The following is a 20140-nucleotide window of genomic DNA, read 5'->3' as shown; positions in this document are numbered from 1 at the left end:
GGGCAGGGGAGAGAGGGATCGTCAGAGGCTGAGCAGGGAGTAGAGGATGGCGGACATCGCCACGCTGCCGATGAAGAGCACCACCACGTTGCCCGGCTGACCGGCGTACTTGCGCATGGCAGGCACCTTACGGATCGCGTACATCGGCATGATGAAGAGCAGGGCGGCGATGATGGGACCGCAGAGGGTTTCGATCATGCCCAGGATGCTGGGGTTCAGGGTGGCGGCGATCCAGACGGCGGCGACCATGAACAGGGCGCTGAAGCGGTTGATTGCCTTTTCGTTGACCGACTTGCCCTGGCTGCGCAGCTGCTGGGAGATCAGACCGTTCAGACCTTCACGGGCGCCGAGATAGTGGCCGAAGAAGGACTTGGTGATCGCCACGAAGGCCACGAGCGGCGTCAGGACGGCCATCAGCGGGTTGTCGAACTTGTTGCCGAGGTAGGACAGGATCGAGATGTTCTGGGCCTTCGCTTCGGCCAGGTCCTGCGGGCTCAGGGCGAAGACGCAGCTGAACACGAAGAACATGACAACCAGGACCATCATGACGACCGCGTACTTTTCGATGCGGGTGGTCTGGGCCTCGGCATCCTCACCATACTGGTTCTGCTGGGCGACGACGAAGCGGGAGATGGCGGGGGAGTGGTTGAAGGAGAACACCAGGGCCGGGATGCTGAGCCACAGGGTCAGGCTGAACTGGCCGACGGTCGGGGTCTGCTCGAGGATCGCGCCGTTCCAGTCGGGGGCGAGATACAGGCCGATGCCCAGCAGGACGAAGACGAAGGGATAGACCAGCCAGCCCATGACCCGCACGACCATCTGCTCGCCCAGCTTGATCACGCCCATCAGGCCGAGGATCAGGCCCAGAGACAGCAGGATGCGCGGCGGCGGCACCATGCCCAGCTGATTCACCATCAGGCTTTCGACCGTGTTGGTCAGGCCGACGCCGTAGATCAGCAGGATCGGCAGGATGGTGAAGAAGTACAGCAGGGTGATGAACTTGCCGGCGGTGGTGCCGAAATGCTCGGCCACCACTTCGGTGATGTCGCTGCCGGGCTTTGATGAGGACAGGATGAAGCGGCAGAGGCCCCGGTGGGCGAGATAGGTCATCGGGAAGGCGATGACCGCCATCACCGCCAGCGGCCAGAAACCGCCGATACCGGCGTTGATGGGAAGAAAGAGCGTGCCTGCGCCAATAGCCGTTCCGAAGAGCCCAAGCATCCACATGGTATCATGCTTGGTCCACGGAAGTGGCGGATTGCCGAGCCTCGTGGATTCCGTTGAGATGCTGACCATATCTATGCCTCCAGCATGCCTTTGATTGTGGATGCTCGGGTCATCCGGGAAAGGCTGCGCTTTGTTGACCTGGAGGAAACTTATCAACGCCCCGGCGACAATGCCTGTCTGAACTCGGGAGCGGTGGAATAGCGAAATGAGCGGCGGAATGGGGAACTGAGCGGAGGCGGCGGAGGGCGAGCGGCGGGCTCCCGATGCCAGCGGGGCCCCTTTCCCCCCTGGGAGGGGGCCAAGGGGAGGGGGGCACACATGGCGGAACCTGCGGAAAATCCACGCAATGCGCCCCCTCACCCCGCCTCTTCCCCTGGGCCTTTCAGCCGACGAAGATTCAAGCCCTGCGTCTTGACCCGGCACTTGCCGTTGCCCATCTGCGCGGATCGTATGGCCCGGACGCGCGGGTGCAGGGAGCCTTAACCTATGCTGATTGATCCTGTGAGCCTGTCACTCGTGCTTCTCCAGCAGATGTGCGTCTATCTGGTGGTGGCCTATCTCCTCAGCAGGACGAAGTTCTTCATCCCGCTTACCCATGTGACGATCCGGCCGCCGCACAAGCTGGCCTGCTACGTCATCTTCTCGCTGTTCTGCATGATGGGAGCGATCCTCGGCATGCCGGTGATCCAGGCCATCGCCAACACGCCGGCGATCGGCGCGGTGCTCGGCGGGCTTCTCGGCGGGCCGGTGGTCGGCGTCGCGGTGGGAATTACCGGGGGGCTGTACCGCTATTCGCTGGGTGGTTCCTTCGCGCTCGCCGCCGCCCTCGGCATCGTCGCGCAAGGCCTGCTGGGCGGCCTGATGCATCGCCACCTCATCCGGAAAGGCAAGGTCCGCACCCTGTTCGATCCGGTCAAGGCCGGCGCCCTGACCTTCGTCGGCGTCGTGATCGAACTGCTGATCGACCTCGCGGTGGCGCGTCCCTTCGACCAGACGCTGGAGATCGTCCTGTTGATCGCGGTGCCGGAACTGATCGCCAACACGCTGGGCGCGGCGATGTTCATCGGCATCCTGCTCGACCGCCGGGCATTGATCGAACGGCAGTCCAGCCTGTTTTCCGCCAAGGCGCTGGCCATCGCCGCGCGGGCCGACGGCGTGCTGCGCCGGGGCTTCAACCAGGAAAACAGCATGACCGTCGCCAGGATCATCTATGAGGAAACCGGGGTGGGCGCCGTCGCCATCACCGACCGCGAGAAGATCCTCGCCTTCATCGGCGTCGGCGACGACCACCACCTGCCCGGCACGCGGATTTCCTCGACGAGCACGCTGGACGCCATCGCCAACAACGAGGTCATCTATGCCGACGGCAACGAGGTGGCCTATCAGTGCTCGATCAGCCCGACCTGCCCGCTGGGGGCGTCGCTGGTCATCCCGCTGGTCGGCGAGGACAGCCACGTCATCGGCACGATCAAGCTGTACGAACCCAAGACCAAGCTGTTCTCCACCATCAACCGCACGCTGGGCGAAGGCATCGCCAAGCTGCTGTCGAGCCAGATCCTCGCCGGCCGCTACGAAGAGCAGAAGGCGATGCTGGCGCAGGCGGAGATCAAGCTTCTGCACGCCCAGGTGAACCCGCATTTCCTGTTCAACGCGCTGAACACCATCGCCGCCGTCACCTGCGACGAACCGGAAAAGGCCCGCGACCTGATCGGCGACCTGTCCACCTTCTTCCGCATGAACCTGAAGCGCCCGAGCCAAATCGCCCCGCTGTCGGAGGAGATCGAGCATGTGAGCGCCTATCTGCAGATCGAACTCGCGCGCTTTTCCGACCGCCTGTCGGTGGACATCGACGTTCCCGAAAACCTGGGCCGGGTGCGGCTGCCTGCCTTCACGCTTCAGCCGGTGGTGGAAAACGCCATAAAGCATGGCACTTCGCAGTTGCTCAGGCCCGGGCATGTTTCCATTAAGGCCCGACAGGAGGGCGAAGTTCTCGTTGTCGATGTCGAAGACAATGCCGGTCTGTACGAACCAAAAAAACCGAAGGGTCAGGGGCTCGGAATGAGTCTGGTCGACCGCCGCATCAAGAACTATTTTGGTCCTTCATACGGTGTTAACGTTGAGTTCGAGCGGGATGTATTCACCCGCATCACGATCCGGGTTCCTTTGGAGGCCACTTCCAAATGATCAACGTGCTTATCGTCGATGACGAACCGCTCGCCCGCAAGGAGCTTCGCCGCGTTCTCTCGAAGGCCGAGGATATCAACGTCATCGGGGAATGCAGCAACGCGATCGATGCCATCGGCGTGATCAACCGGGAAAAGCCGGACGTCGTGTTCCTGGACATCCAAATGCCGCGGGTGAGCGGCATCGAGATGCTGAGCATGCTCGACCACGAAAAGATGCCGCACATCGTCTTCCTGACGGCTTACGACGAGTATGCTGTGCAGGCGTTCGAACAGCATGCCTTCGATTACCTGCTGAAGCCGATCAACCAGGCCCGCCTCGACAAGACGCTGCAGCGCCTCCGCCGGGAGCGCGAACCGCAGAAGATCGACCAGCTTCCGGGGGCCAACCAGCTGCGCCAGATCCCCTGTTTCGGCCAGCACCATGTGCATCTGGTGCGCATGGAGGATGTCGAGCATGTGGCGTCCGGCGCCAGCGGCGTCTATGTGGTCTCCACCGACGGCACCGAACGGCCGACGGAGCTTCCCCTCCACATCCTTCAGGACCGCACGCCGTTGCTGCGCTGCCACCGGCAGTATCTGGTCAACACCGACTGCATCGAGAAGATCAACTTCCTTGAAAACGGCCTCGCGGAGATCGTCACGAAGCGCGGCCATGTGATCCCCGTGAGCCGGCGCTTCTTCCCCCAGGTCAAGGAGCGGCTCGGCATCCTGTGACGGCATCGATCACCGCTGGTATCAGGGCAGTTGCACCGCCGACCGCCATTGCCGCAGGAAATTTCCGCGCTTGAGCGGATCGAGGAAGACCAGCAGCGCCGCGCTGAGCGCTATCGGCTGCAGGGGCGCCACGGTGCTGGAGCGCAGGCCGGCGGCCGAGGCCTCGAGGGTGACCGAGGAGGACAGCGCGTACAGGGCGGAGCGGTCGGCAACCACCTCCTGCCCGCGGGTGGACAGCAGGTAATCGATGAACAGGCCGGCCAGGCGGGGGCGCGGCGCCGATTTCGGAATCACCGCCACGCGCGAGACGACCAGAGTGTAGTCCTCCGGCATCACGATGCCGATGGGGGCGCCCGCCGCCACCCGTGCCCGCGCGTAGGATCCCAGGACATTGTAGGCGATCAGCGCCTCGCCCCGCTCCACCATGTCGAGAAGGTCGGCGCTGCAGCAGGCCGTCCGCACCTGGGCATTGCCCATCAGCCCCACCAGCTGCCAATACTGGCTGAACAGCAGCGCGTCGTGCGAGGCCAGGAGATAGCCGATGCCGCTTATGGTGACGTCGTAGGTGGCGACCAGCCGGCCGAAATTGGTGCGATCCTCGCGCAGCAGCCGGATCAGGGCGTCGCGGGTGCGCGGTACCCGGTCTTCGTCCAGACGGTTGCGGTCGTAGGCGATCACCGCCGGCTCGAAGGTGAAGCCGAAGGCCTCGTTCCGCCAGTTGGCCCAGCCCGGCAGGGACTGGCTGTCGGCCGGGATGTGGGGCTGGGTATGCCCGTCATTCACCAGCTTGACCTGAAGGTCGGCGGCGGAACTGATCAGCAGGTCGGGCTTGTCCGTCTCGGCATCCTTGACCGCGCGGGCATACAGCTCCGACGTGCCGGCATCGACATACTCCACCGTGACGTCCGGATACGCGCGCTGGAAGTCGAGGACCAGCGGCTCCATCGCCTGACGGTCGGTCGCCGCGTGGATGCGCAGCCGCTCACGCGCCGTGCCGGGAGCCGGATAGGTGATGGTCCGTGTCGCCATCTGCGTGGACATCTGGGTCGCCATCTGGGCTGCCGCCGGGGCGGGCGACCACAGCGCGGTCACTGCCGCGAAGGCCATGGCCGGCAATGCGGCCCGGCCGGCGGACGGGCCGGCGACGGGATTGGACACGGCGGCGGTGGTGGCGCTTGCGAGGGCAGCGGGGAAGTCGATCCGCGCCACCAGCCCGCCGCCCGGACGGTCGAGCAGCGACAGGGCGGCGCCGTGCGCCTCGGCGACGGAATGGACGATGGCAAGCCCCAGCCCGCTGCCGGCGACCCCGGCCGCCGAGCTGCCGCGTCCGAAGCGGGTCAGCACGGTCGCCTTCTCCGCGTCCGGGATGCCGGGGCCGTGGTCGGCCACCTCGATGCGCAGGCCGCGGTCGCCGGGCCGGCGGGTCAGGGACACGTCGATGGCGCCGCCGGATCCGTCATGCTTCACCGCACCGGCGTATTTCACGGCGTTGTCGACGAGGTTGGTCAGCGCCTCGCGCAGGCTGACGGCGTCGCCGGGGACCAGACCCGATTCGGCAGCGGGATCGACCTCCAACCGGATCGGCGTCTCTCCGGCCACGGGCCTCGCCCGCTGGATCACCTGTTCGAGCAGGGCGCCGACATCCACGTCCTCGGGGTTCAAGGCCTCGCTGCGGTGCATCACCATGGCGTGGTTGAGAAGCTGGCTGGTCAGTTGGCTGGCCTCCACGGCGTTGCGGTGGACCCGCTGGGCGATGCGGCGCAGGGCGGCGGGATCGTCCTCGTCGGCCGCCAGTTCGGCCTGCAGGCGCAGGCTGGCGAGCGGCGTGCGGATCTGGTGGGCGGCGTCGGCCAGGAAGGTCTGCATGGTGTCCAGATTGGCCTTCAGCCTGTCCATCAGTTGGTTGATCGCATGGACCAGCTGCGACACCTCCTGCGGCGGCGGCATGGCGATGGGGGAGAGGTCGCGGGCGTGGCGGTCGCGCAGCGCGCGCTCCAGCAAGCCGAGCGGGGCGAGCGCCTGCCGGATGCCGAACCACACCAGCGCGGCCACGGCCATCATGGCGAAGACGATGGGCAGGAAGGCGTTGGCAAGGATGTCGCGCGCCAGCGCCTGCCGCTCCTCGCGCGTCTGGGCGACGGCGATGGTGACCCAGCCGGCGAGGCCCGGCTGCGCCACGAAGCGGTCGAGCGTGGCGACGCGCACCCGCGCGTCGCGGTAGGTGGCGTCGGCGAATTGCGGGCGGACGCTGGTGCCGGACTTGGCGGTCACCGGCAGATCGTCGTATCCCGTGACCGGCGATCCGTCCGGCGCGACGATGCGGTAGAAGAGGCGGTCGCGCCCGCCGCCCTGCTCCTCTCCGCCGCCCTGGGCCAGGATGCTGAGCGAGGAATAGGGCAGATCGACCAGAAACCGCCCGTCCTGCACCCGCACCGTGTCGGCGATGGACAGGGCGGACGCCGCCAGCAGGCGGTCGAAGGCGGCGTCGGCGGCGCGCCGGGCATAGGCGTCGACGAACAGGAACAGGCAGCCGGACAGAACCGCCAGCACGCCGAGCAGCCGGATGAACAGGCGGCGGCGCAGCGAATAGGTTCCCTCATTCCCCGTTGCGGATTTCCGCCACATACCCCAGCCCCCGAACCGTGCGGATCTCCATCGACGATCCCTGCATCTTGCGCCGCAGCCGCGAGACGTACAACTCGATGGCGTTCAGCGCGGTGGGCTGGTCCAGGCTGAACAGGCGGTCCATCAAATCCTCCTTCGACATCACCGCGCCGAGATGGCCGAGGAACAGCTCCAGCAGCCGGAACTCGCGGCCCCCCAGCTCGACCGGGCGGCCATCGACCTGCACCAGCTTGGCCGCGGCGTCGAACAGGATGTTGCCGAACTCGGTGCGCGACGCCGCCATGCCGTGGGAGCGGCGCAGCAGCGCCCGGCAGCGCGCCTCCAGCTCGCGAAGGTCGAAGGGCTTGACGATGAAGTCGTCGGCGCCGAGGTCGAGAAGGTCGATCTTCACGTCCACCTGGGACCGGGCGGTCATCATCAGCACCGGCGTGGCGTTGCGGCGGCGGCGCAGCTGGCCCAGCAGCGCCTGCCCGTCGATGCCCGGCAGCATGATGTCGAGAAGGACCAGCTGATAGGGCTCGCGGCGCAGCAGTTCCTCCGCCTCCTGGCCGTCGGCCACCCAATCCACCGCATAGCCCAGCTTGCGCAGGCGATGGACGATGGCGTCGGCCAGATCCTCGGTGTCTTCGACGACGAGAATGCGCATTGGCTGCCCTCCCTCCGTTCCGGACCTGTGCGGCGCCTCAATGGGCCATCAGGATCGGCAGGGTAGGCGGTTCGCGCAGGATGTCGAGCGTCACGCCGCCCCACACCCGCTCGCGGACGCGGCTGTGCCCGTAGCCGCCCATCACCAGCAGGTCGCAGCCCAGCGCCTGGGCGTTTTCCAGCAGCGCCCGGCTGACGCCGGAGGATGCGGCCATGCGCCGGACGGCGGCGACGATGCCATGCAGGGCGAGATACCGGGTCAGACGGTCTGGATCGGCCGAGCGGCAGTCCTGCGGCGTGTCGGTGGACAGCACGACGACCTTGCCGGCGCGGTGCAGGAAGGGGATGGCGGTGGCGACCGCCCGCGCCGCCGCCGCGCCGCCGTCCCAGGCGACCGCGACCGTTTCGCCGAGCGCCGCCGGTTCCGCCTTCGGCGCCAGCAGAAGCGGCCGGCCGGAGCCGAACAGAGCCGCCTCGATCACCGGACCCATGGCGTTGGTGCCGTCGGACGCCTGGGCGATCACGGTGACGTCGGCCAGCCGCGCCTCCTCCGACACGGTTTCCGCCAGCGGGCCGGTCGCCTGCTGCCAGGAGGCGGCGACGCCGCCGTGACGGCCGCGGAACTCATCGAACAGCAGGTGCGCGGCGTCCACCACCTCCGCCTGTTCGGCCTGCCCGATGCGGATCAACTGCTCCACCAGCGCCTTGGGAATGGCGGCGCTTTCGATGGAGGTGCGGATTTCCACCTGCGGCATGACGCTGAGCCCCTCCACATGGGCGCCGAAGCGTTCGGCGACCAGGAAGGCGGAGGCGACGGCGCGGCGGTCCAGCGGACGGCCGGTGAGGGGAACGAGAACCTTCTTCATGGCGTGTTCTCCGTACAGGGGCCGGCTTACGGGATCCGGGCGGCGTCCCGATGAGAGGCTGGGAGGGGCGATCGGACCGCTGCCGATCACGCGGCCGTCGATCACGCGGCCGCCGATCACACAGCCGCCGATCACACAGCCGAGGTCTTGCCGGCATGGCCGGACTCGGCGGCGCGGCTGCGGCGGCGCATCACCAGCGGACCGACCACCAGCAGCAAGGCGATGGCGAGCAGCGCGGCGGAGATCGGATGGGTGATGAAGACGGTGGCGTCGCCCTGGCTGATGGCGAGGGCGCGGCGGAACTGCTGCTCGGCCAGCGGCCCCAGGATCAGCCCGACGACGCAGGGCGCCACCGGCACGTTCAGCACCCGCATGCCGAAGCCGACCAGCCCGATCACCCACAGGATGACCAGATCGACCACGTTGTTGTTCAGCGTGTAGGCGCCCAGCGTGGAGAAAACCAGGATGCCGGCATAGAGCCAGGGCCGCGGAATGACCAGCAGCTTCACCCACATCCCCACCAGCGGCAGGTTCAGCAGAAGCAGCAGCACGTTGCCGACATAGAGGCTGGCGATCATGCCCCAGACCAGTTCCGGGTTGCTGTCGAACAGCGTCGGGCCGGGCTGCAGGCCATATTGCTGGAAGGCGGCCAGCATGATCGCGGCGGTGGCCGAGGTCGGCAGGCCGAGCGACAGCAGCGGCGCCAGCACGCCGGCGGCGGACGCGTTGTTGGCGGCTTCCGGCCCGGCCACCGCCTCGATGGCGCCATGGCCGAACTCCTCCGGCTTCTTCGCCAGACGCTTTTCGACCAGATAGGACAGGAAGGTCGGGATCTCGCTGCCGCCCGCCGGCAGGGCGCCGATGGGGAAGCCCAGGAGGGTGCCGCGCAGCCACGGCTTCCAGGACCGCGACCAGTCCTCCCGGCTCATCCATTTGGAGCCTTTCAGCGCATAGACCTCCTCCCGCTCGAAGCGGAAGCGCGAGGCGACGTAGAGCGTCTCGCCCACCGCGAACAGCCCGACCGCGACGACGACGGTGTCGATGCCGTCCAGCAGTTCCGGCACGCCGAAGGCCAGCCGCGCCTGACCGGTCTGCATGTCGATGCCGACCAGACCCAGCGCCAGCCCGAGGAACAGGCTGCCCAGCCCACGGGCGAGCGAGTTGCCCAGCACCGCGGTGACGGTGGTCAGCGCCAGCACCATCAGGGCGAAATACTCCGCCGGGCCGAACAGCAGCGCCATCTTCACCATCAGCGGCGCGACGAAGGTGAGCGCAGCGGTGGCGATGGTGCCGGCGACGAAGGAGCCGATGGCGGCGGTGGCGAGCGCCTGGGCGCCGCGGCCCTGGCGGGCCATGGCGTGGCCGTCGATGGCGGTGACGATGCTGCCGGATTCGCCCGGCGCGTTCAGCAGGATCGAGGTGGTGGAGCCGCCATACATGGCGCCGTAATAGATGCCGGCGAACATGATGAAGGCGGAGGTCGGCTCCAGATGGTAGGTGACCGGCAGCAGCAGCGCCACGGTGAGCGCCGGGCCGATGCCGGGCAGGACGCCGACCGCCGTGCCCACGGTGACCCCGATGGCCGACCACAGCAGGTTGTAGGGCGTCAACGCCACGAGGAAGCCGTGGCCGAGCGCCGCGAGGGTGTCCATGGATGCGTTTCCTTCCCGAAAGGACGCTTATTCGGCCGGCAGGAACCACTCGCCGACGGTGCCGATCGGCAGGTTCAGGTCGAGGCCGTAGTTGAAGACCGCGAAGGTGCCGCCGGCGAGCACCAGCCCGAGCACGGCGTTCAGCAGATAGCGGCGGTTGCCGAAGGCGCGGGCCACCGCGACGAACAGCAGGGCGGCCGATGGAATCCAGCCGAGATATTCGATCAGCAGGAACTGTGCGGCCAGCCCGGCCGCGATCAGCACCACCGCCCGCAGGTTCAGCTCCAGCCCGCCGTCATGCGCGATGTGCCCGGCGAAGGCCTCGCGCAGCAGCGACAGGGCGACCAGCATCAGGCCGGCCGCGATCAGGTAGGGGAACAGGGCGGGGCCGACCACGCCGCGGCCGGCGGACGGGGTCAGCATGGTCTCGACGGCGATCAGCGCACCCAGGGCGAACAGGCCGCCGCCGAGCAAGGCTTCGCCGATCCGCAAACTGCGGCCAGTGGTCATGGCATCCTCCCGGTTTCCGCGCGGTGGCCGGCGCGCGCCCCCTCGGCTTGCGGGGCGCCTGCGCCGGAGCCGCCGTTACTTGGTCACGCCGATGTCCTTCAGCGTCCCTTCGATGCGGGCGCGGTCTTCCTTCAGGAAGGCGGCGAACTGGTCGGAGGGCTGGTACTGGTCGATCCAGCCGCGCTGCTTCAGGATCTCCTGCCACTCGGGGCTGGCGACCGCCTTGGCCACCGCCTCCTGAAGCTCCTTCATCTCGGCCGGCTTGGCGTTGGCCTGGGCGAAGATGCCGCGCCAGTTGACGAATTCCAGGTCGACGCCCTGTTCCTTCAGGGTCGGGGTGTCGGTGTTGGGGAGGCGCTGCGGCGCGGAGACGGCGATGGCGCGCAGCTTTCCGGCCTGGAACTGCGGCGCGAATTCGTTGTAGCCGCCCATGCCCAGCGTCACATGGCCGCCCAGCGCCGAGGCCAGCAACTCGCCGCCGCCGGCGGTGGCGACATAGTTGACCTTGGCCGGGTCGACGCCGGCCGCCTTGGCGATCAGCCCGGCGAGGATCTGGTCGCTGCCGCCGGCCGATCCGCCGCCCCAGGACACCGAACCGGGGTCGGCCTTGAACTTCTGCAGCAGGTCGCCGAAGGACTTGATCGGCGAGTCGGCCGGCACGACGATGGCGGTGTATTCGCCGGTCAGCCGGGCAAGCGGCGCCACCTGATCCAGCGTGACCGCCGACTTGTTGGTGACGATGGCGCCGAGCATGATCTGGCCGCCGACGAGAATGGCGGGGTTGCGCTTCCTGGCGGTGACGAACTGCGCCAGCCCGATGGTGCCGCCGGCGCCGGGGATGTTGGCGACCTGGATGCCGGAGGCCAGCTTCTGGTTCTGCAGCACCTGCTGCAGCGTGCGCGCATGCTGGTCCCAACCGCCGCCGGGGCTGGCGGGGGCGATGATCTCCAACCCCTTCAACTCGGCCAGCGAGGGGGTGGAGGTGACGGTGCCGGCGATCAGCGCGGCGGCGGTGAACAGGCCCTTGAAGAGGGTGGCGTGACGGCTGCCCATGGGGTTCCTCCCGGTGTTTCCTTTAAGGACGCTTCTTGTCGATAAGGCGCGTTACCTGACGAGGCCGAGCTCGGTCATCACGGCTCCGATCCGGCTGCGCTCCTCCTTGAGGAAGGCGGCGAAGCTGTCGGACGGCAGGTAGAGGTCGATCCAGCCGCGCTCCTTGGCGATCTGCTTCCATTCGTCGGTCCTGGTCATCGCGCCGACCGCCTCGTTCATCGCCTTCAGCTCGTCGGCCTTCAGGTTCCCCGGCGCCATCACGGCGCGCCAGTTCACCAGCTCCACGTCTACGCCCTGTTCCTTGAAGGTCGGGATGTCGATGCCGGGGACGCGCTGCGGGGCGGAGATGGCGAGCGCCCGCAGCTTTCCGGCCTGGAGCTGCGAGGCCATCTCGTTGTAGCCGCCGGTGGCGACGGTGATGTGGCCGCCCAGGATCGACGCCATCATCTCGCCGCCGGCCCCGGCCGCGATGTAGTTCATCTTGCCGACGTCGCCGCCCACCGCCTTGACGATCAGGCCGTAGAGGATGTGGTCGGGGCTGCCGACGGCGAAGCCGCCCCAGGACACAGACCCGGGATCGTCCTTGAATTTGCGGATCAGGTCGTCGAGCGTCCTGATCGGCGAATCCGCCGCGACGACGATCGGCTGGTATTCGCCGGTCAGCCGGCCCAGCGGCGTCACCTGATCCAGCGTCACCGGCGACTTGTTGATCAGGATCGCGCCGATCATGCCGAGGCCGCTGATCATCATGCCGGGATTGCGCTTCTTCGCCGTGACGAACTGGCTGAGCCCGATGGTGCCGCCGGCGCCGGGGATGTTGACCACCTGGACGCCGGACGCCAGCTTGTGGTTCTGCATCACCTGCTGCATCGCGCGGGCATGCTGGTCGTAGCCGCCACCGGCATTGGCCGGGGCGATGATCTCCACCGACTTCAGTTCGGCCGCTTTGACCTGGGCCGGGACGCTGAAGGACGCGGTGCCGACCGCCACGGCCGCGGCGAATGCCAGCCTGGCGGAAATGCCGAATTTCATGATGAACCCTCCCGACTGATTTTGTCCCCGACAGGACTTATCGTTGGTCGCCCTGTTGATTGCCCGGACCGGCGGGCTGCGCCGCCCCGATGCCGGCCTGTCCGGTCTGGCGCTCCGGCAGCGGCATGTCCGGCAGCAGAATCGATCCGCCTGCGCCGGCGCCGTGCGCGGCGCCATGGAAGGCGGGTTCGCGGTCTGCATCCGGTGGTCTTGCGGGTTCCGGTGGTCTTGCGGGCTGGTCCGTCACGACGGTTCTCCCAGAGCAATCATTCGCATTAATGATTGTTTACCAGACGAACCTGTCGTGAACCTGTCAGCCTTCGAGGAGATGGACGAAATATCCGAGGCGCAGGAAATCCGCTGAAATCAGGTTTCCTGCGGCGGATGGCCGGGCGGTTTGGGATCGGCGTCCCGGCCGAGGCCCGCTGAAACGGAGGCCCAGAACTCCGTCCGGCGGACTCGGCCGGCCAGTCTTTGGGCGATGCGGATCAGGGCGCCCCGGCCTGCCGGCGCGGGCTCCGGTCAGCCGATGCGGCGCAGCAGGTCGATCCGCAGCGGCTCGCCCAGCAGCGTGTCGAATTGTGCGGCGAGGCCGGTGAAGGCGGCACCGGCCGCATGGGCGTCGAGTGCCGCCTGATCCTGCCAAACCTCGTACATCACGATGGTGCCGGGCCGCTCGCGGCTGACATGGGCGGAATAGGCGAGGCAGCCCGGCTCCTTCAGGACGGCCGGGACGATGGCGGTGATTGCATCGGCCAGCGCCTGCTCCTGTCCGGGCTTGGCGACGAGATAGGCGACGAGCTGCACCTGATCGCTGGGCGGAACGGTCATTCCAAAGTTTCCCTTCTGGACGGAGTTGGCCGGGGCCGGGGCGGTCGCCGGTCCTGTCTGTGTTCCGGCCGGGCTGAACCGCAACCGGGCGCGGAAGCGAAAATTCAATGGCCCGATCCCGCCCGGAAAGGAACCTGACCCTTCGTACAGTTTCGCGAAAACCCAGGCGGCGGCCTTGAACGGCAAGGGAGAGACATCCAGATACCATCCAGCTGGATGGTTAACGGATGGTCGATCATGAGCGACACGGGGCGTGACCTGCGGCCCAAGGCAGGCGACAGCGAGAAGATCACGATCAATCTCGGCTATGTCGACCTGGGCAATATCGATCTGCTGGTGGAGGAGGGGTTCTATTCGAACCGCACCGACTTCATCCGCACGGCCATCCGCAATCAGGTCGACCGGCACGCCGACGTGATCCGCCAGACGGTGACGCGCAAAAGCGTCGACCTCGGCCTGCGCCATTTCAGCCGTGCCGACCTGGAGGCGGTGCAGGCCGAAGGGCGGATGCTGCACATCCGCGTCCTCGGTCTCGCCACCATCGCCCCGGATGTTTCCGCCGACCTCGCCCGCGCCACCATCGCTTCGCTGACCGTGCTGGGAGCGCTGCATGCGCCGGCCGCGGTCAAGGCGGCGCTCGCCGACCGCATTCACTGACGCGTCCGGCACCCTTCCCGAAACTGGAAAGCAACCTCATGCCCAATTCACGCCCCACCGGCTTCCTGCCCGGCATGGACGAGGTCGCCCGCCTGACCCGCGCCGGCCGGCTTGCCGAGGCGACCGGCCTCGTCCAGCGTCTGCTGCGGGGGGCGGGCGAACCCGGTCCCAAAGCTTCTCCCGATCCGACCGTTCTGGAGGGCGAGTTCACGCGGCTCGATCCCCCATCACCTGCCGGCAAGGAGCCGGGACACCGGCCCGGACATGCGGCGAGAACCGGCCTGGGCGAGACCCTGCGCGGCCTTGCCGCCCGCCTGCGGCCGACCGGGCTGCACGGTGCGGGGACGGGCGCCCCCCGCCCGCCCGCCGACCCTCTGCCGGACGGCGCGTCCTTCGTGACGGCGTCCTACAGCGGGGCATCGGGGACCCGCGCCTACAAGCTCTATGTGCCGGCCAACCGTGGCGAGGGGCCGCGCCCGCTGGTGGTGATGCTGCATGGCTGCACCCAGTCGCCCGAGGATTTCGCCGCCGGAACCCGGATGAACGCCTTCGCCGAGCAGCATGGCCTGTTCGTCGCCTACCCGGAACAGCCGGCGTCGGCCAATCCCCAGCGCTGCTGGAACTGGTTCAAGCCGGAAGACCAGCGCCGCGACCGTGGGGAGCCCGACCTGCTGGCCGGCATCACCCGCCGGATCATGCGCGAGCATCCCATCGACCCCGGTCGCGTCTACATCGCCGGACTGTCCGCCGGCGGCGCCGCGGCGGCGATCATGGCGGCGGCCTATCCCGATCTCTATGCCGCGGCCGGCGTGCATTCCGGCCTGCCTGCCGGTGCCGCCGGCGATCTCCCTTCCGCGCTTGCCGCCATGCGCCAGGGCGGCCGGGCGGCTCCCAACCGTGGGGGGACCGGACGCAAGGTGCCTTTCATCATCTTCCACGGCGACCGGGACACGGTGGTGAATCCGCAGAACGGCGATCAGGTCGCGGCCCAGGCGACCGCCGCCGTCTCCGGCCTGCGCACTGAAACGCAGCACGGCGAGGCCCCCGGCCGGCACGCCTACAGCCGGACCCTCTACACCGATGCCGCCGGCTGGGCGCTGTGCGAGCATTGGACCATCCATGGCGCCGGGCATGCCTGGGCGGGCGGAAGCCCTGCCGGATCCTACACCGACCCGCAGGGGCCGGACGCCACGGCCGAGATGATGCGCTTCTTCCTTGAGCATCCCATGCCGGCGATGCCGGGCTGACGATCAGGGCGACGTCGGCGGCTCCGGCAATCCGACGTCCAGCCCGTCACCGGAACTTGCCCATCAACGGAATTTGCCCATCAACGGAATTTGAATGGCAGCCGGATGCCCATCGCGGCGGTGTTGAAGCCGGCGGAGGTGAACGCGTTGTTCATGTACTCCATGCCTTTCAGGCAGTTGATGACATAGCTGTCCTTCATGTCCATCCGGGACAGCGACCAGTTGTTGAACCGTGGCTCCACCGTGCCCAGCGCGGTGGCCGCCGATTCCACAAGGGGGTCGAACATGTTCGGGGCGGGGGTATTGCCCAGCGCCGCGTTGAAGGTGGAGTTCCTCTTTCCCCACCAGCTCTTGCGGCCGATGTAATAGGTCGACGCGGCGGAGATGTTGGCGGCCGATGCCTTGGTCGTGTTGCTGACGCCGTCCGATTCCAGGTTCATCGGCCCCCAATAGCCGCTGCCCTTCGATGCATTCTGCTCGATCAGCCATTCCTGCATGACCTTCACCTTCGCCTTCGACGGCGACTGCCGGTACTGCTCCAGGCAGGTCAGGAATACCGCTTCGGCCGCGCCGCCGCTGATCGCCGCCCACATCATCACCATGGGGCGCTCGTTCAGGCTGAGCTTGGCGTCCAGAAGCCTTTTGAAGTCGTAAGCCACGGGTCTTGCCTCGGATCGGCTGATCGGATGGAACAACACGCTAGCGTGGCAATGGAGGACGGACCATGACCGGGCGTCCAAAATTTCTTGACCATGCGTCCGCGCTCAGGCGCGGAGCCGGCGCAGCCAGTCCGGAAACTCGCCGCCGATGGTGCCCGCCGCACCGGTCGGGGCGGCATCCTTCTCCGGCCCGGCCGTTGCCCCGGCACGCATTTCCGACGGCGAGCAGCCGAAGGCGCGACGGAAGGCCCGGCTGAAATGCGCCTCGCTGGTAAAGCCGTAGGCGAAGGCGATCTCCCCGATGCGCCGCCGCTCGCCGGGATCGCACAGATGCTCGCGCACGCGCTGCAGCCGGCGCTCCTGGATGTAGCGGTTGACGCCGTGGCGGGGCTCGAACAGCGTATAAAGCGACGAGCGCGACAGGCCGAGGGCAATGCACAGCCGGTCGGGCGACAGGTCCGGGTTCGTCAGGTTGGCGTCGATGTAGCGCCGCGCCTGCATGATCAGGGTGGCGGCGACCTGCGGCCTCGCCTGCGCCAGCGCGTCGTGGCTTGGCGCCAGACAGGCCGTGACCATGTCGCGGATGAGGCGCACGATCTGCGGCGCCTCCTCCACCGTCGCCGCGGGCACCGCCTGGGCCAGCGACCGCATGTGGTCGGCCAGCAGCCGCCCCATGATGCCGCCGAGCCGCGTCCCGTGCAGCGCGTCCGCCTGCGGCAGCATGGCGGTCATGATGTCGCGGGGAACGATGATGCAGGCGCCGTCCAGCCGCATCGGCGGCAATGCCAGCGGCTGGCCCATGTCCTTGATCAGGATTTCATCCGATGCGTTCCCGGCGGCGCCGGACCGGTCGAGGCGGATGATGAAATGGTCCATGTGGTCCGACCGGATCTTCGCCGCCGTCCGGTGGTAGGCCAGCGCGTCGACATCCATGGTGCCGACGATCAGCGGCCCCAGATGGGTGCTGGTGGCCGTGCCGCTGAACCGCCGGCAGGCTTCCTCTTCGAGCGGGGCGATCTCGTAGACCGACGTCATGGCCTCGCGCCATGCGCCGAAACGATCGCGCTCCGGAAGAAAGCCGGTGGAAAATCGCCGGAACGGAACGGTCTGCGCGGCCACGAAGGAAACCCGCAAATTGTTTGGTGTACTACCTTCTTTCAGATCGCCGCCCCCTGGTCAATAGGGCGGTGGAGGCCCGCCGCCGCCCATTTTCCGCTGGACAGTCTCGGGGTGGCGGAGATATCCAGGGCAGTAGGTGATTGGACCAACTAACAAAATTGGCCCGGCGGTGCTTGCCGGACAGACAGCGGCAGTCAGACCGATGACGGATTTCCAAGCGACCCGCGCCCGCTTCCGCATTCCCGACGGCGTGATCTACCTGGATGGCAACTCGCTGGGACCGCTGCCGGTCGCCGCGGAGGAGCGGGTTGCCCGCACCCTGACTGCGGAATGGGGCGGCCAGTTGATCCGCGGCTGGAACAGCGCAGGCTGGATGGTGCAGCCGCGCGTCGTCGGCGACCGCATCGCCCGGCTGATCGGCGCGCCGGCCGGCAGCGTCGTGGTGGGCGACACCCTGTCGATCAAGGTCTATCAGGCGCTGGCCGCGGCTCTGGCGATGCGGCCGGATCGCCGGGTCATCCTGTCCGACAGCGGCAATTTCCCGACCGACCTCTATATGGCGGAGGGACTGATCGAGACGCTGGGCCGCGGCCATGTCCTGAAGGTGGTGGCGCCGGAGGAGGTGGAGAGGGCGATCGGCGAGGATGTCGCCGTGCTGATGCTGACCGAGGTCGATTACCGCACCGGCCGCCTGCACGACATGGCGGCGCTGACCTCCAAGGCCCATGCGGCGGGGGTGGTGACGGTGTGGGATCTCGCCCATTCCGCCGGGGCGCTGCCGGTCGATCTGGCCGGATCGGGAGCGGACTTCGCGGTCGGCTGCACCTACAAATACCTGAATGGTGGGCCGGGCGCGCCGGCCTTCATCTATGTCGCGCCGGGCCATGCGCAGACGGCGCGTCCGGCCCTGTCCGGCTGGATGGGGCATGAGGCGCCCTTCGCCTTCGACCCGTCCTACCGCCCCGGCGAGGGGGTGGAGCGGATGCGCGTCGGCACCCCGCCGGTGATCGCGCTGGCCGCGCTCGACGCCGCGCTCGACGTGTGGGACGGCGTCGATATGGCGGATGTCCGCCGAACCTCCATCGCGCTCTGCGACCTGTTCATCGAACTGGTGGAGGCGCAGTGCCCGGCGCTGGAACTCGCGTCGCCGCGCGACGGCACGCGGCGCGGCAGCCAGGTGTCCTTCCGCCATCCCCATGGTTACGCCGTCATGCAGGCGCTGATCGACCGCGGCGTGATCGGGGATTTCCGCGCGCCCGACATCCTGCGTTTCGGCTTGACCCCGCTCTATATCGGCGAGGCGGAGGTGCGTGGCGCCGTCGCCGTGTTGAGACAGGTGATGGACGGCGGGCTTTGGGACCGGCCCGACTACCACAGGAAGGCGGCGGTGACATGAGTGGGCGTGACATGAGCAAGAAGCCTTACGATCCGGCGGACGAGGGCGCCCAGATGGCCTTCGACGGGCGGATGTCCTATGGCGACTATCTGCAGCTCGACCGCATATTGGGCGCGCAGATCCCGCGCTCCACCGCCCATGACGAGATGCTGTTCATCATCCAGCACCAGACGTCGGAGCTATGGATGCGGCTGGCGGTCTACGAGATCCGCGCCGCGCGCGAGGCGATCCGCGAGGACCGGCTGTCGCCCGCCTTCAAGATGCTGGCCCGCGTCGCCCGCATCTTCGAGCAGCTGAACTCCGCCTGGGACGTGCTGCGGACGATGACGCCCAGCGAGTACACCCGCTTCCGCGACGATCTCGGCCAGTCCTCCGGCTTCCAGTCGTATCAGTATCGCGAGATCGAGTTCCTGCTGGGCAACCGCAACCCGGCGATGCTGCGCCCCCATGCCCACCGGCCCGAAATCCATGCCATGCTGGAGCAGGAGCTGTCCCGCCCCAGCCTGTATGACGAGGCGTTGCGCCTGCTGGCCCGCAACGGCATCCCGGTTCCGGCGGAGGTTCTGGAGCGCGACGTCTCGCACACCCACCAGTCCAACGACGGCGTGACGGAGGCATGGCGGGTCATCTACCAGTCCCCCGAAGCGCATTGGCCGCTCTACGAGCTTGCCGAGAAGCTGGTGGACTTCGAGGATTACTTCCGCCGCTGGCGCTTCAACCATGTGACGACGGTGGAACGGGTGATCGGCTTCAAGCGCGGCACCGGCGGCACCGGCGGGGTGTCCTATCTGCGCAACATGCTGGCGGTCGAGCTCTTTCCGGAACTCTGGCGCGTGAGGACGGTGCTGTGAGCGGGTTGCAGGCGATCACCGATTGGGACGACGCCTACAGCAACGGCGCCTATATCCCCGGCGGCGATGACTATCCGGCGCGCTGGGCGGAGCAGGCTGCGGCCTTCCGGGCCGAACTGGCGGCGGTTGGGCGCGTCGATCTCGACCAACCTTACGGCGAGGGCGCGCGGGAGCGTTACGACCTGTTCCGCCCCGGCGGTGCGGCCCAGGGAACTGCCAAGGGAACTGCCAAGGGAACTGTCGTGTTCGTCCATGGCGGCTATTGGATGGCCTTCGACAAGGGGCGCTGGTCCCATCTTGCGGCCGGCGCGCTCGCCCATGGCTGGGCGGTCGCGATGCCCAGCTACACGCTCTGTCCCGAAAGCCGTGTCGCCGGCATCACCCGGCAGGTCGCGCGTGCGGTGGAAGCCATCGCGCAGGCCCAGCCGGGACCGTTGCGCCTGACCGGCCATTCCGCCGGCGGCCATCTGGTCAGCCGCCTTGCCTGTGCCGACGCGCCATTGCCGCCGGAGGTGCGGGGGCGGGTGGAGCATGTCGTTTCCATCAGCGGCCTGCACGACCTGCGGCCGCTGCTGAACACCCGCATGAACGCCACGTTGAATCTGGACGAGGCGGAGGCCGTTGCGGAAAGTCCGGCCCTTCTGCGCCCGCGGCCCGGCACCCGCATCACCTGCTGGGCGGGGGCGGCCGAACGGCCGGAGTTCATCCGGCAGACCGAACTGCTCGCCAACATCTGGCACGGGCTGGGGGCGGCGACCGAACTGCGGCTGGCCGGCGGGCGGCATCACTTCGATGTCATCGACGATCTTGCGGATCCGCACTCCGATCTGCTGGCGGCTCTGCTTGGGTCTTGAGGCGGGGATCCGCCAT

The 20140-nt window shown here is 67.9% G+C and carries 19 protein-coding genes; 8 read left to right on the top strand and 11 right to left on the bottom strand.

Annotated features, from left to right (window positions below; all coding sequences use genetic code 11):
• Positions 1-21 precede the first annotated feature (21 nt).
• Positions 22-1302 (bottom strand): serine/threonine transporter, encoded by a 1281-nt coding sequence (locus DM194_RS20860; protein WP_425457320.1) that lies wholly within the window; start codon positions 1300-1302, stop codon positions 22-24.
• 411 nt (positions 1303-1713) lie between these two features.
• Here DM194_RS20860 and DM194_RS20855 point away from each other — a divergent pair, with 411 nt between their 5' ends.
• The gene (locus tag DM194_RS20855; protein ID WP_111069483.1) at positions 1714-3411 is read left to right on the top strand and encodes a sensor histidine kinase; all 1698 of its coding nucleotides are present in this window, start codon (positions 1714-1716) and stop codon (positions 3409-3411) included.
• Positions 3408-4127: a two-component system response regulator BtsR gene (gene btsR, locus DM194_RS20850; protein WP_111069482.1), complete on the top strand. Its 720-nt coding sequence runs from the start codon at positions 3408-3410 to the stop codon at positions 4125-4127. The genes DM194_RS20855 and btsR overlap by 4 nt, the downstream gene beginning before the upstream one ends.
• Positions 4128-4148: 21 nt before the next feature.
• Here btsR and DM194_RS20845 read toward each other — a convergent pair whose 3' ends face one another.
• The 7 genes from DM194_RS20845 to DM194_RS20815 form a co-directional block, all read right to left on the bottom strand.
• Positions 4149-6752: a sensor histidine kinase gene (locus DM194_RS20845; protein ID WP_111069481.1), complete on the bottom strand. Its 2604-nt coding sequence runs from the start codon at positions 6750-6752 to the stop codon at positions 4149-4151.
• On the bottom strand, positions 6724-7398 hold the full coding sequence (locus DM194_RS20840; protein ID WP_111069480.1) for a response regulator transcription factor: 675 nt from the start codon (positions 7396-7398) through the stop codon (positions 6724-6726). Before DM194_RS20840 ends, DM194_RS20845 begins: the two co-directional genes overlap by 29 nt.
• 37 nt (positions 7399-7435) lie before the next feature.
• Positions 7436-8263 carry a universal stress protein gene (locus DM194_RS20835; protein ID WP_111069739.1) on the bottom strand — a complete coding sequence of 276 codons (828 nt, stop codon included), beginning with the start codon at positions 8261-8263 and terminating at the stop codon, positions 7436-7438.
• A gap of 131 nt (positions 8264-8394) precedes the next feature.
• The gene (locus DM194_RS20830) at positions 8395-9915 is read right to left on the bottom strand and encodes a tripartite tricarboxylate transporter permease (protein ID WP_111069479.1); all 1521 of its coding nucleotides are present in this window, start codon (positions 9913-9915) and stop codon (positions 8395-8397) included.
• A 27-nt stretch (positions 9916-9942) separates the two neighbouring features.
• Complete coding sequence (locus DM194_RS20825) at positions 9943-10425, bottom strand: tripartite tricarboxylate transporter TctB family protein (RefSeq protein ID WP_111069478.1); 483 nt, start codon at positions 10423-10425, stop codon at positions 9943-9945.
• Between the two features lie 75 nt (positions 10426-10500).
• Entirely contained in the window at positions 10501-11478 is a 978-nt protein-coding gene (locus DM194_RS20820) for a Bug family tripartite tricarboxylate transporter substrate binding protein (RefSeq protein WP_111069477.1), read from the bottom strand.
• 51 nt (positions 11479-11529) lie between these two features.
• Complete coding sequence (locus DM194_RS20815; RefSeq protein WP_111069476.1) at positions 11530-12510, bottom strand: Bug family tripartite tricarboxylate transporter substrate binding protein; 981 nt, start codon at positions 12508-12510, stop codon at positions 11530-11532.
• A 43-nt stretch (positions 12511-12553) separates the two neighbouring features.
• Between DM194_RS20815 and DM194_RS20810 the strand changes: the two genes are divergently transcribed.
• A complete protein-coding gene (locus DM194_RS20810; protein ID WP_176581476.1) occupies positions 12554-12874 on the top strand; it encodes a hypothetical protein in 321 nt (106 codons plus the stop codon).
• Between the two features lie 158 nt (positions 12875-13032).
• Here DM194_RS20810 and DM194_RS20805 read toward each other — a convergent pair whose 3' ends face one another.
• Complete coding sequence (locus DM194_RS20805; protein WP_111069475.1) at positions 13033-13341, bottom strand: putative quinol monooxygenase; 309 nt, start codon at positions 13339-13341, stop codon at positions 13033-13035.
• 237 nt (positions 13342-13578) lie between these two features.
• Between DM194_RS20805 and DM194_RS20800 the strand changes: the two genes are divergently transcribed.
• Complete coding sequence (locus tag DM194_RS20800) at positions 13579-13998, top strand: CopG family transcriptional regulator (RefSeq protein WP_111069474.1); 420 nt, start codon at positions 13579-13581, stop codon at positions 13996-13998.
• 38 nt (positions 13999-14036) lie between these two features.
• Positions 14037-15245, top strand: coding sequence for an extracellular catalytic domain type 1 short-chain-length polyhydroxyalkanoate depolymerase (locus tag DM194_RS20795; protein WP_111069473.1), 1209 nt, complete (start codon positions 14037-14039; stop codon positions 15243-15245).
• An 80-nt stretch (positions 15246-15325) separates the two neighbouring features.
• Here DM194_RS20795 and DM194_RS20790 read toward each other — a convergent pair whose 3' ends face one another.
• Together DM194_RS20790 and DM194_RS20785 are read right to left on the bottom strand one after the other, a co-directional pair.
• A complete protein-coding gene (locus DM194_RS20790) occupies positions 15326-15904 on the bottom strand; it encodes a hypothetical protein (protein ID WP_111069472.1) in 579 nt (192 codons plus the stop codon).
• Between the two features lie 105 nt (positions 15905-16009).
• Positions 16010-16939, bottom strand: coding sequence for a helix-turn-helix domain-containing protein (locus DM194_RS20785; protein ID WP_162630136.1), 930 nt, complete (start codon positions 16937-16939; stop codon positions 16010-16012).
• 286 nt (positions 16940-17225) lie between these two features.
• Between DM194_RS20785 and kynU the strand changes: the two genes are divergently transcribed.
• From kynU to DM194_RS20770, 3 genes are read left to right on the top strand one after another with little or no spacing between them, the layout of a single operon-like run.
• Positions 17226-18419: a kynureninase gene (kynU, locus tag DM194_RS20780; protein ID WP_111069470.1), complete on the top strand. Its 1194-nt coding sequence runs from the start codon at positions 17226-17228 to the stop codon at positions 18417-18419.
• A gap of 11 nt (positions 18420-18430) precedes the next feature.
• The gene (gene kynA, locus DM194_RS20775) at positions 18431-19270 is read left to right on the top strand and encodes a tryptophan 2,3-dioxygenase (RefSeq protein WP_111069469.1); all 840 of its coding nucleotides are present in this window, start codon (positions 18431-18433) and stop codon (positions 19268-19270) included.
• Positions 19267-20124: an alpha/beta hydrolase gene (locus DM194_RS20770; RefSeq protein WP_111069468.1), complete on the top strand. Its 858-nt coding sequence runs from the start codon at positions 19267-19269 to the stop codon at positions 20122-20124. Before kynA ends, DM194_RS20770 begins: the two co-directional genes overlap by 4 nt.
• Positions 20125-20140: the final 16 nt, after the last annotated feature.

It is taken from the genome of Azospirillum ramasamyi (genome assembly GCF_003233655.1).
Taxonomy (GTDB): domain Bacteria; phylum Pseudomonadota; class Alphaproteobacteria; order Azospirillales; family Azospirillaceae; genus Azospirillum; species Azospirillum ramasamyi.
This window is presented reverse-complemented; position numbering and strand designations above follow the sequence as displayed.

What these genes read in the sequence shown, in the direction of transcription:
- DM194_RS20800 (WP_111069474.1), top strand. Translation starts at nt 13,579, where the DNA reads ATGAGCGACACGGGGCGTGACCTGCGGCCCAAGGCAGGCGACAGCGAG.
- DM194_RS20840 (WP_111069480.1), bottom strand. Translation starts at nt 7,398, where the DNA reads ATGCGCATTCTCGTCGTCGAAGACACCGAGGATCTGGCCGACGCCATC.
- DM194_RS20845 (WP_111069481.1), bottom strand. Translation starts at nt 6,752, where the DNA reads ATGTGGCGGAAATCCGCAACGGGGAATGAGGGAACCTATTCGCTGCGC.
- DM194_RS20830 (WP_111069479.1), bottom strand. Translation starts at nt 9,915, where the DNA reads ATGGACACCCTCGCGGCGCTCGGCCACGGCTTCCTCGTGGCGTTGACG.
- DM194_RS20805 (WP_111069475.1), bottom strand. Translation starts at nt 13,341, where the DNA reads ATGACCGTTCCGCCCAGCGATCAGGTGCAGCTCGTCGCCTATCTCGTC.
- DM194_RS20820 (WP_111069477.1), bottom strand. Translation starts at nt 11,478, where the DNA reads ATGGGCAGCCGTCACGCCACCCTCTTCAAGGGCCTGTTCACCGCCGCC.
- DM194_RS20835 (WP_111069739.1), bottom strand. Translation starts at nt 8,263, where the DNA reads ATGAAGAAGGTTCTCGTTCCCCTCACCGGCCGTCCGCTGGACCGCCGC.
- DM194_RS20825 (WP_111069478.1), bottom strand. Translation starts at nt 10,425, where the DNA reads ATGACCACTGGCCGCAGTTTGCGGATCGGCGAAGCCTTGCTCGGCGGC.
- DM194_RS20785 (WP_162630136.1), bottom strand. Translation starts at nt 16,939, where the DNA reads ATGACGTCGGTCTACGAGATCGCCCCGCTCGAAGAGGAAGCCTGCCGG.
- DM194_RS20815 (WP_111069476.1), bottom strand. Translation starts at nt 12,510, where the DNA reads ATGAAATTCGGCATTTCCGCCAGGCTGGCATTCGCCGCGGCCGTGGCG.
- DM194_RS20855 (WP_111069483.1), top strand. Translation starts at nt 1,714, where the DNA reads ATGCTGATTGATCCTGTGAGCCTGTCACTCGTGCTTCTCCAGCAGATG.
- kynU (WP_111069470.1), top strand. Translation starts at nt 17,226, where the DNA reads ATGACGGATTTCCAAGCGACCCGCGCCCGCTTCCGCATTCCCGACGGC.
- DM194_RS20795 (WP_111069473.1), top strand. Translation starts at nt 14,037, where the DNA reads ATGCCCAATTCACGCCCCACCGGCTTCCTGCCCGGCATGGACGAGGTC.
- btsR (WP_111069482.1), top strand. Translation starts at nt 3,408, where the DNA reads ATGATCAACGTGCTTATCGTCGATGACGAACCGCTCGCCCGCAAGGAG.
- kynA (WP_111069469.1), top strand. Translation starts at nt 18,431, where the DNA reads ATGAGCAAGAAGCCTTACGATCCGGCGGACGAGGGCGCCCAGATGGCC.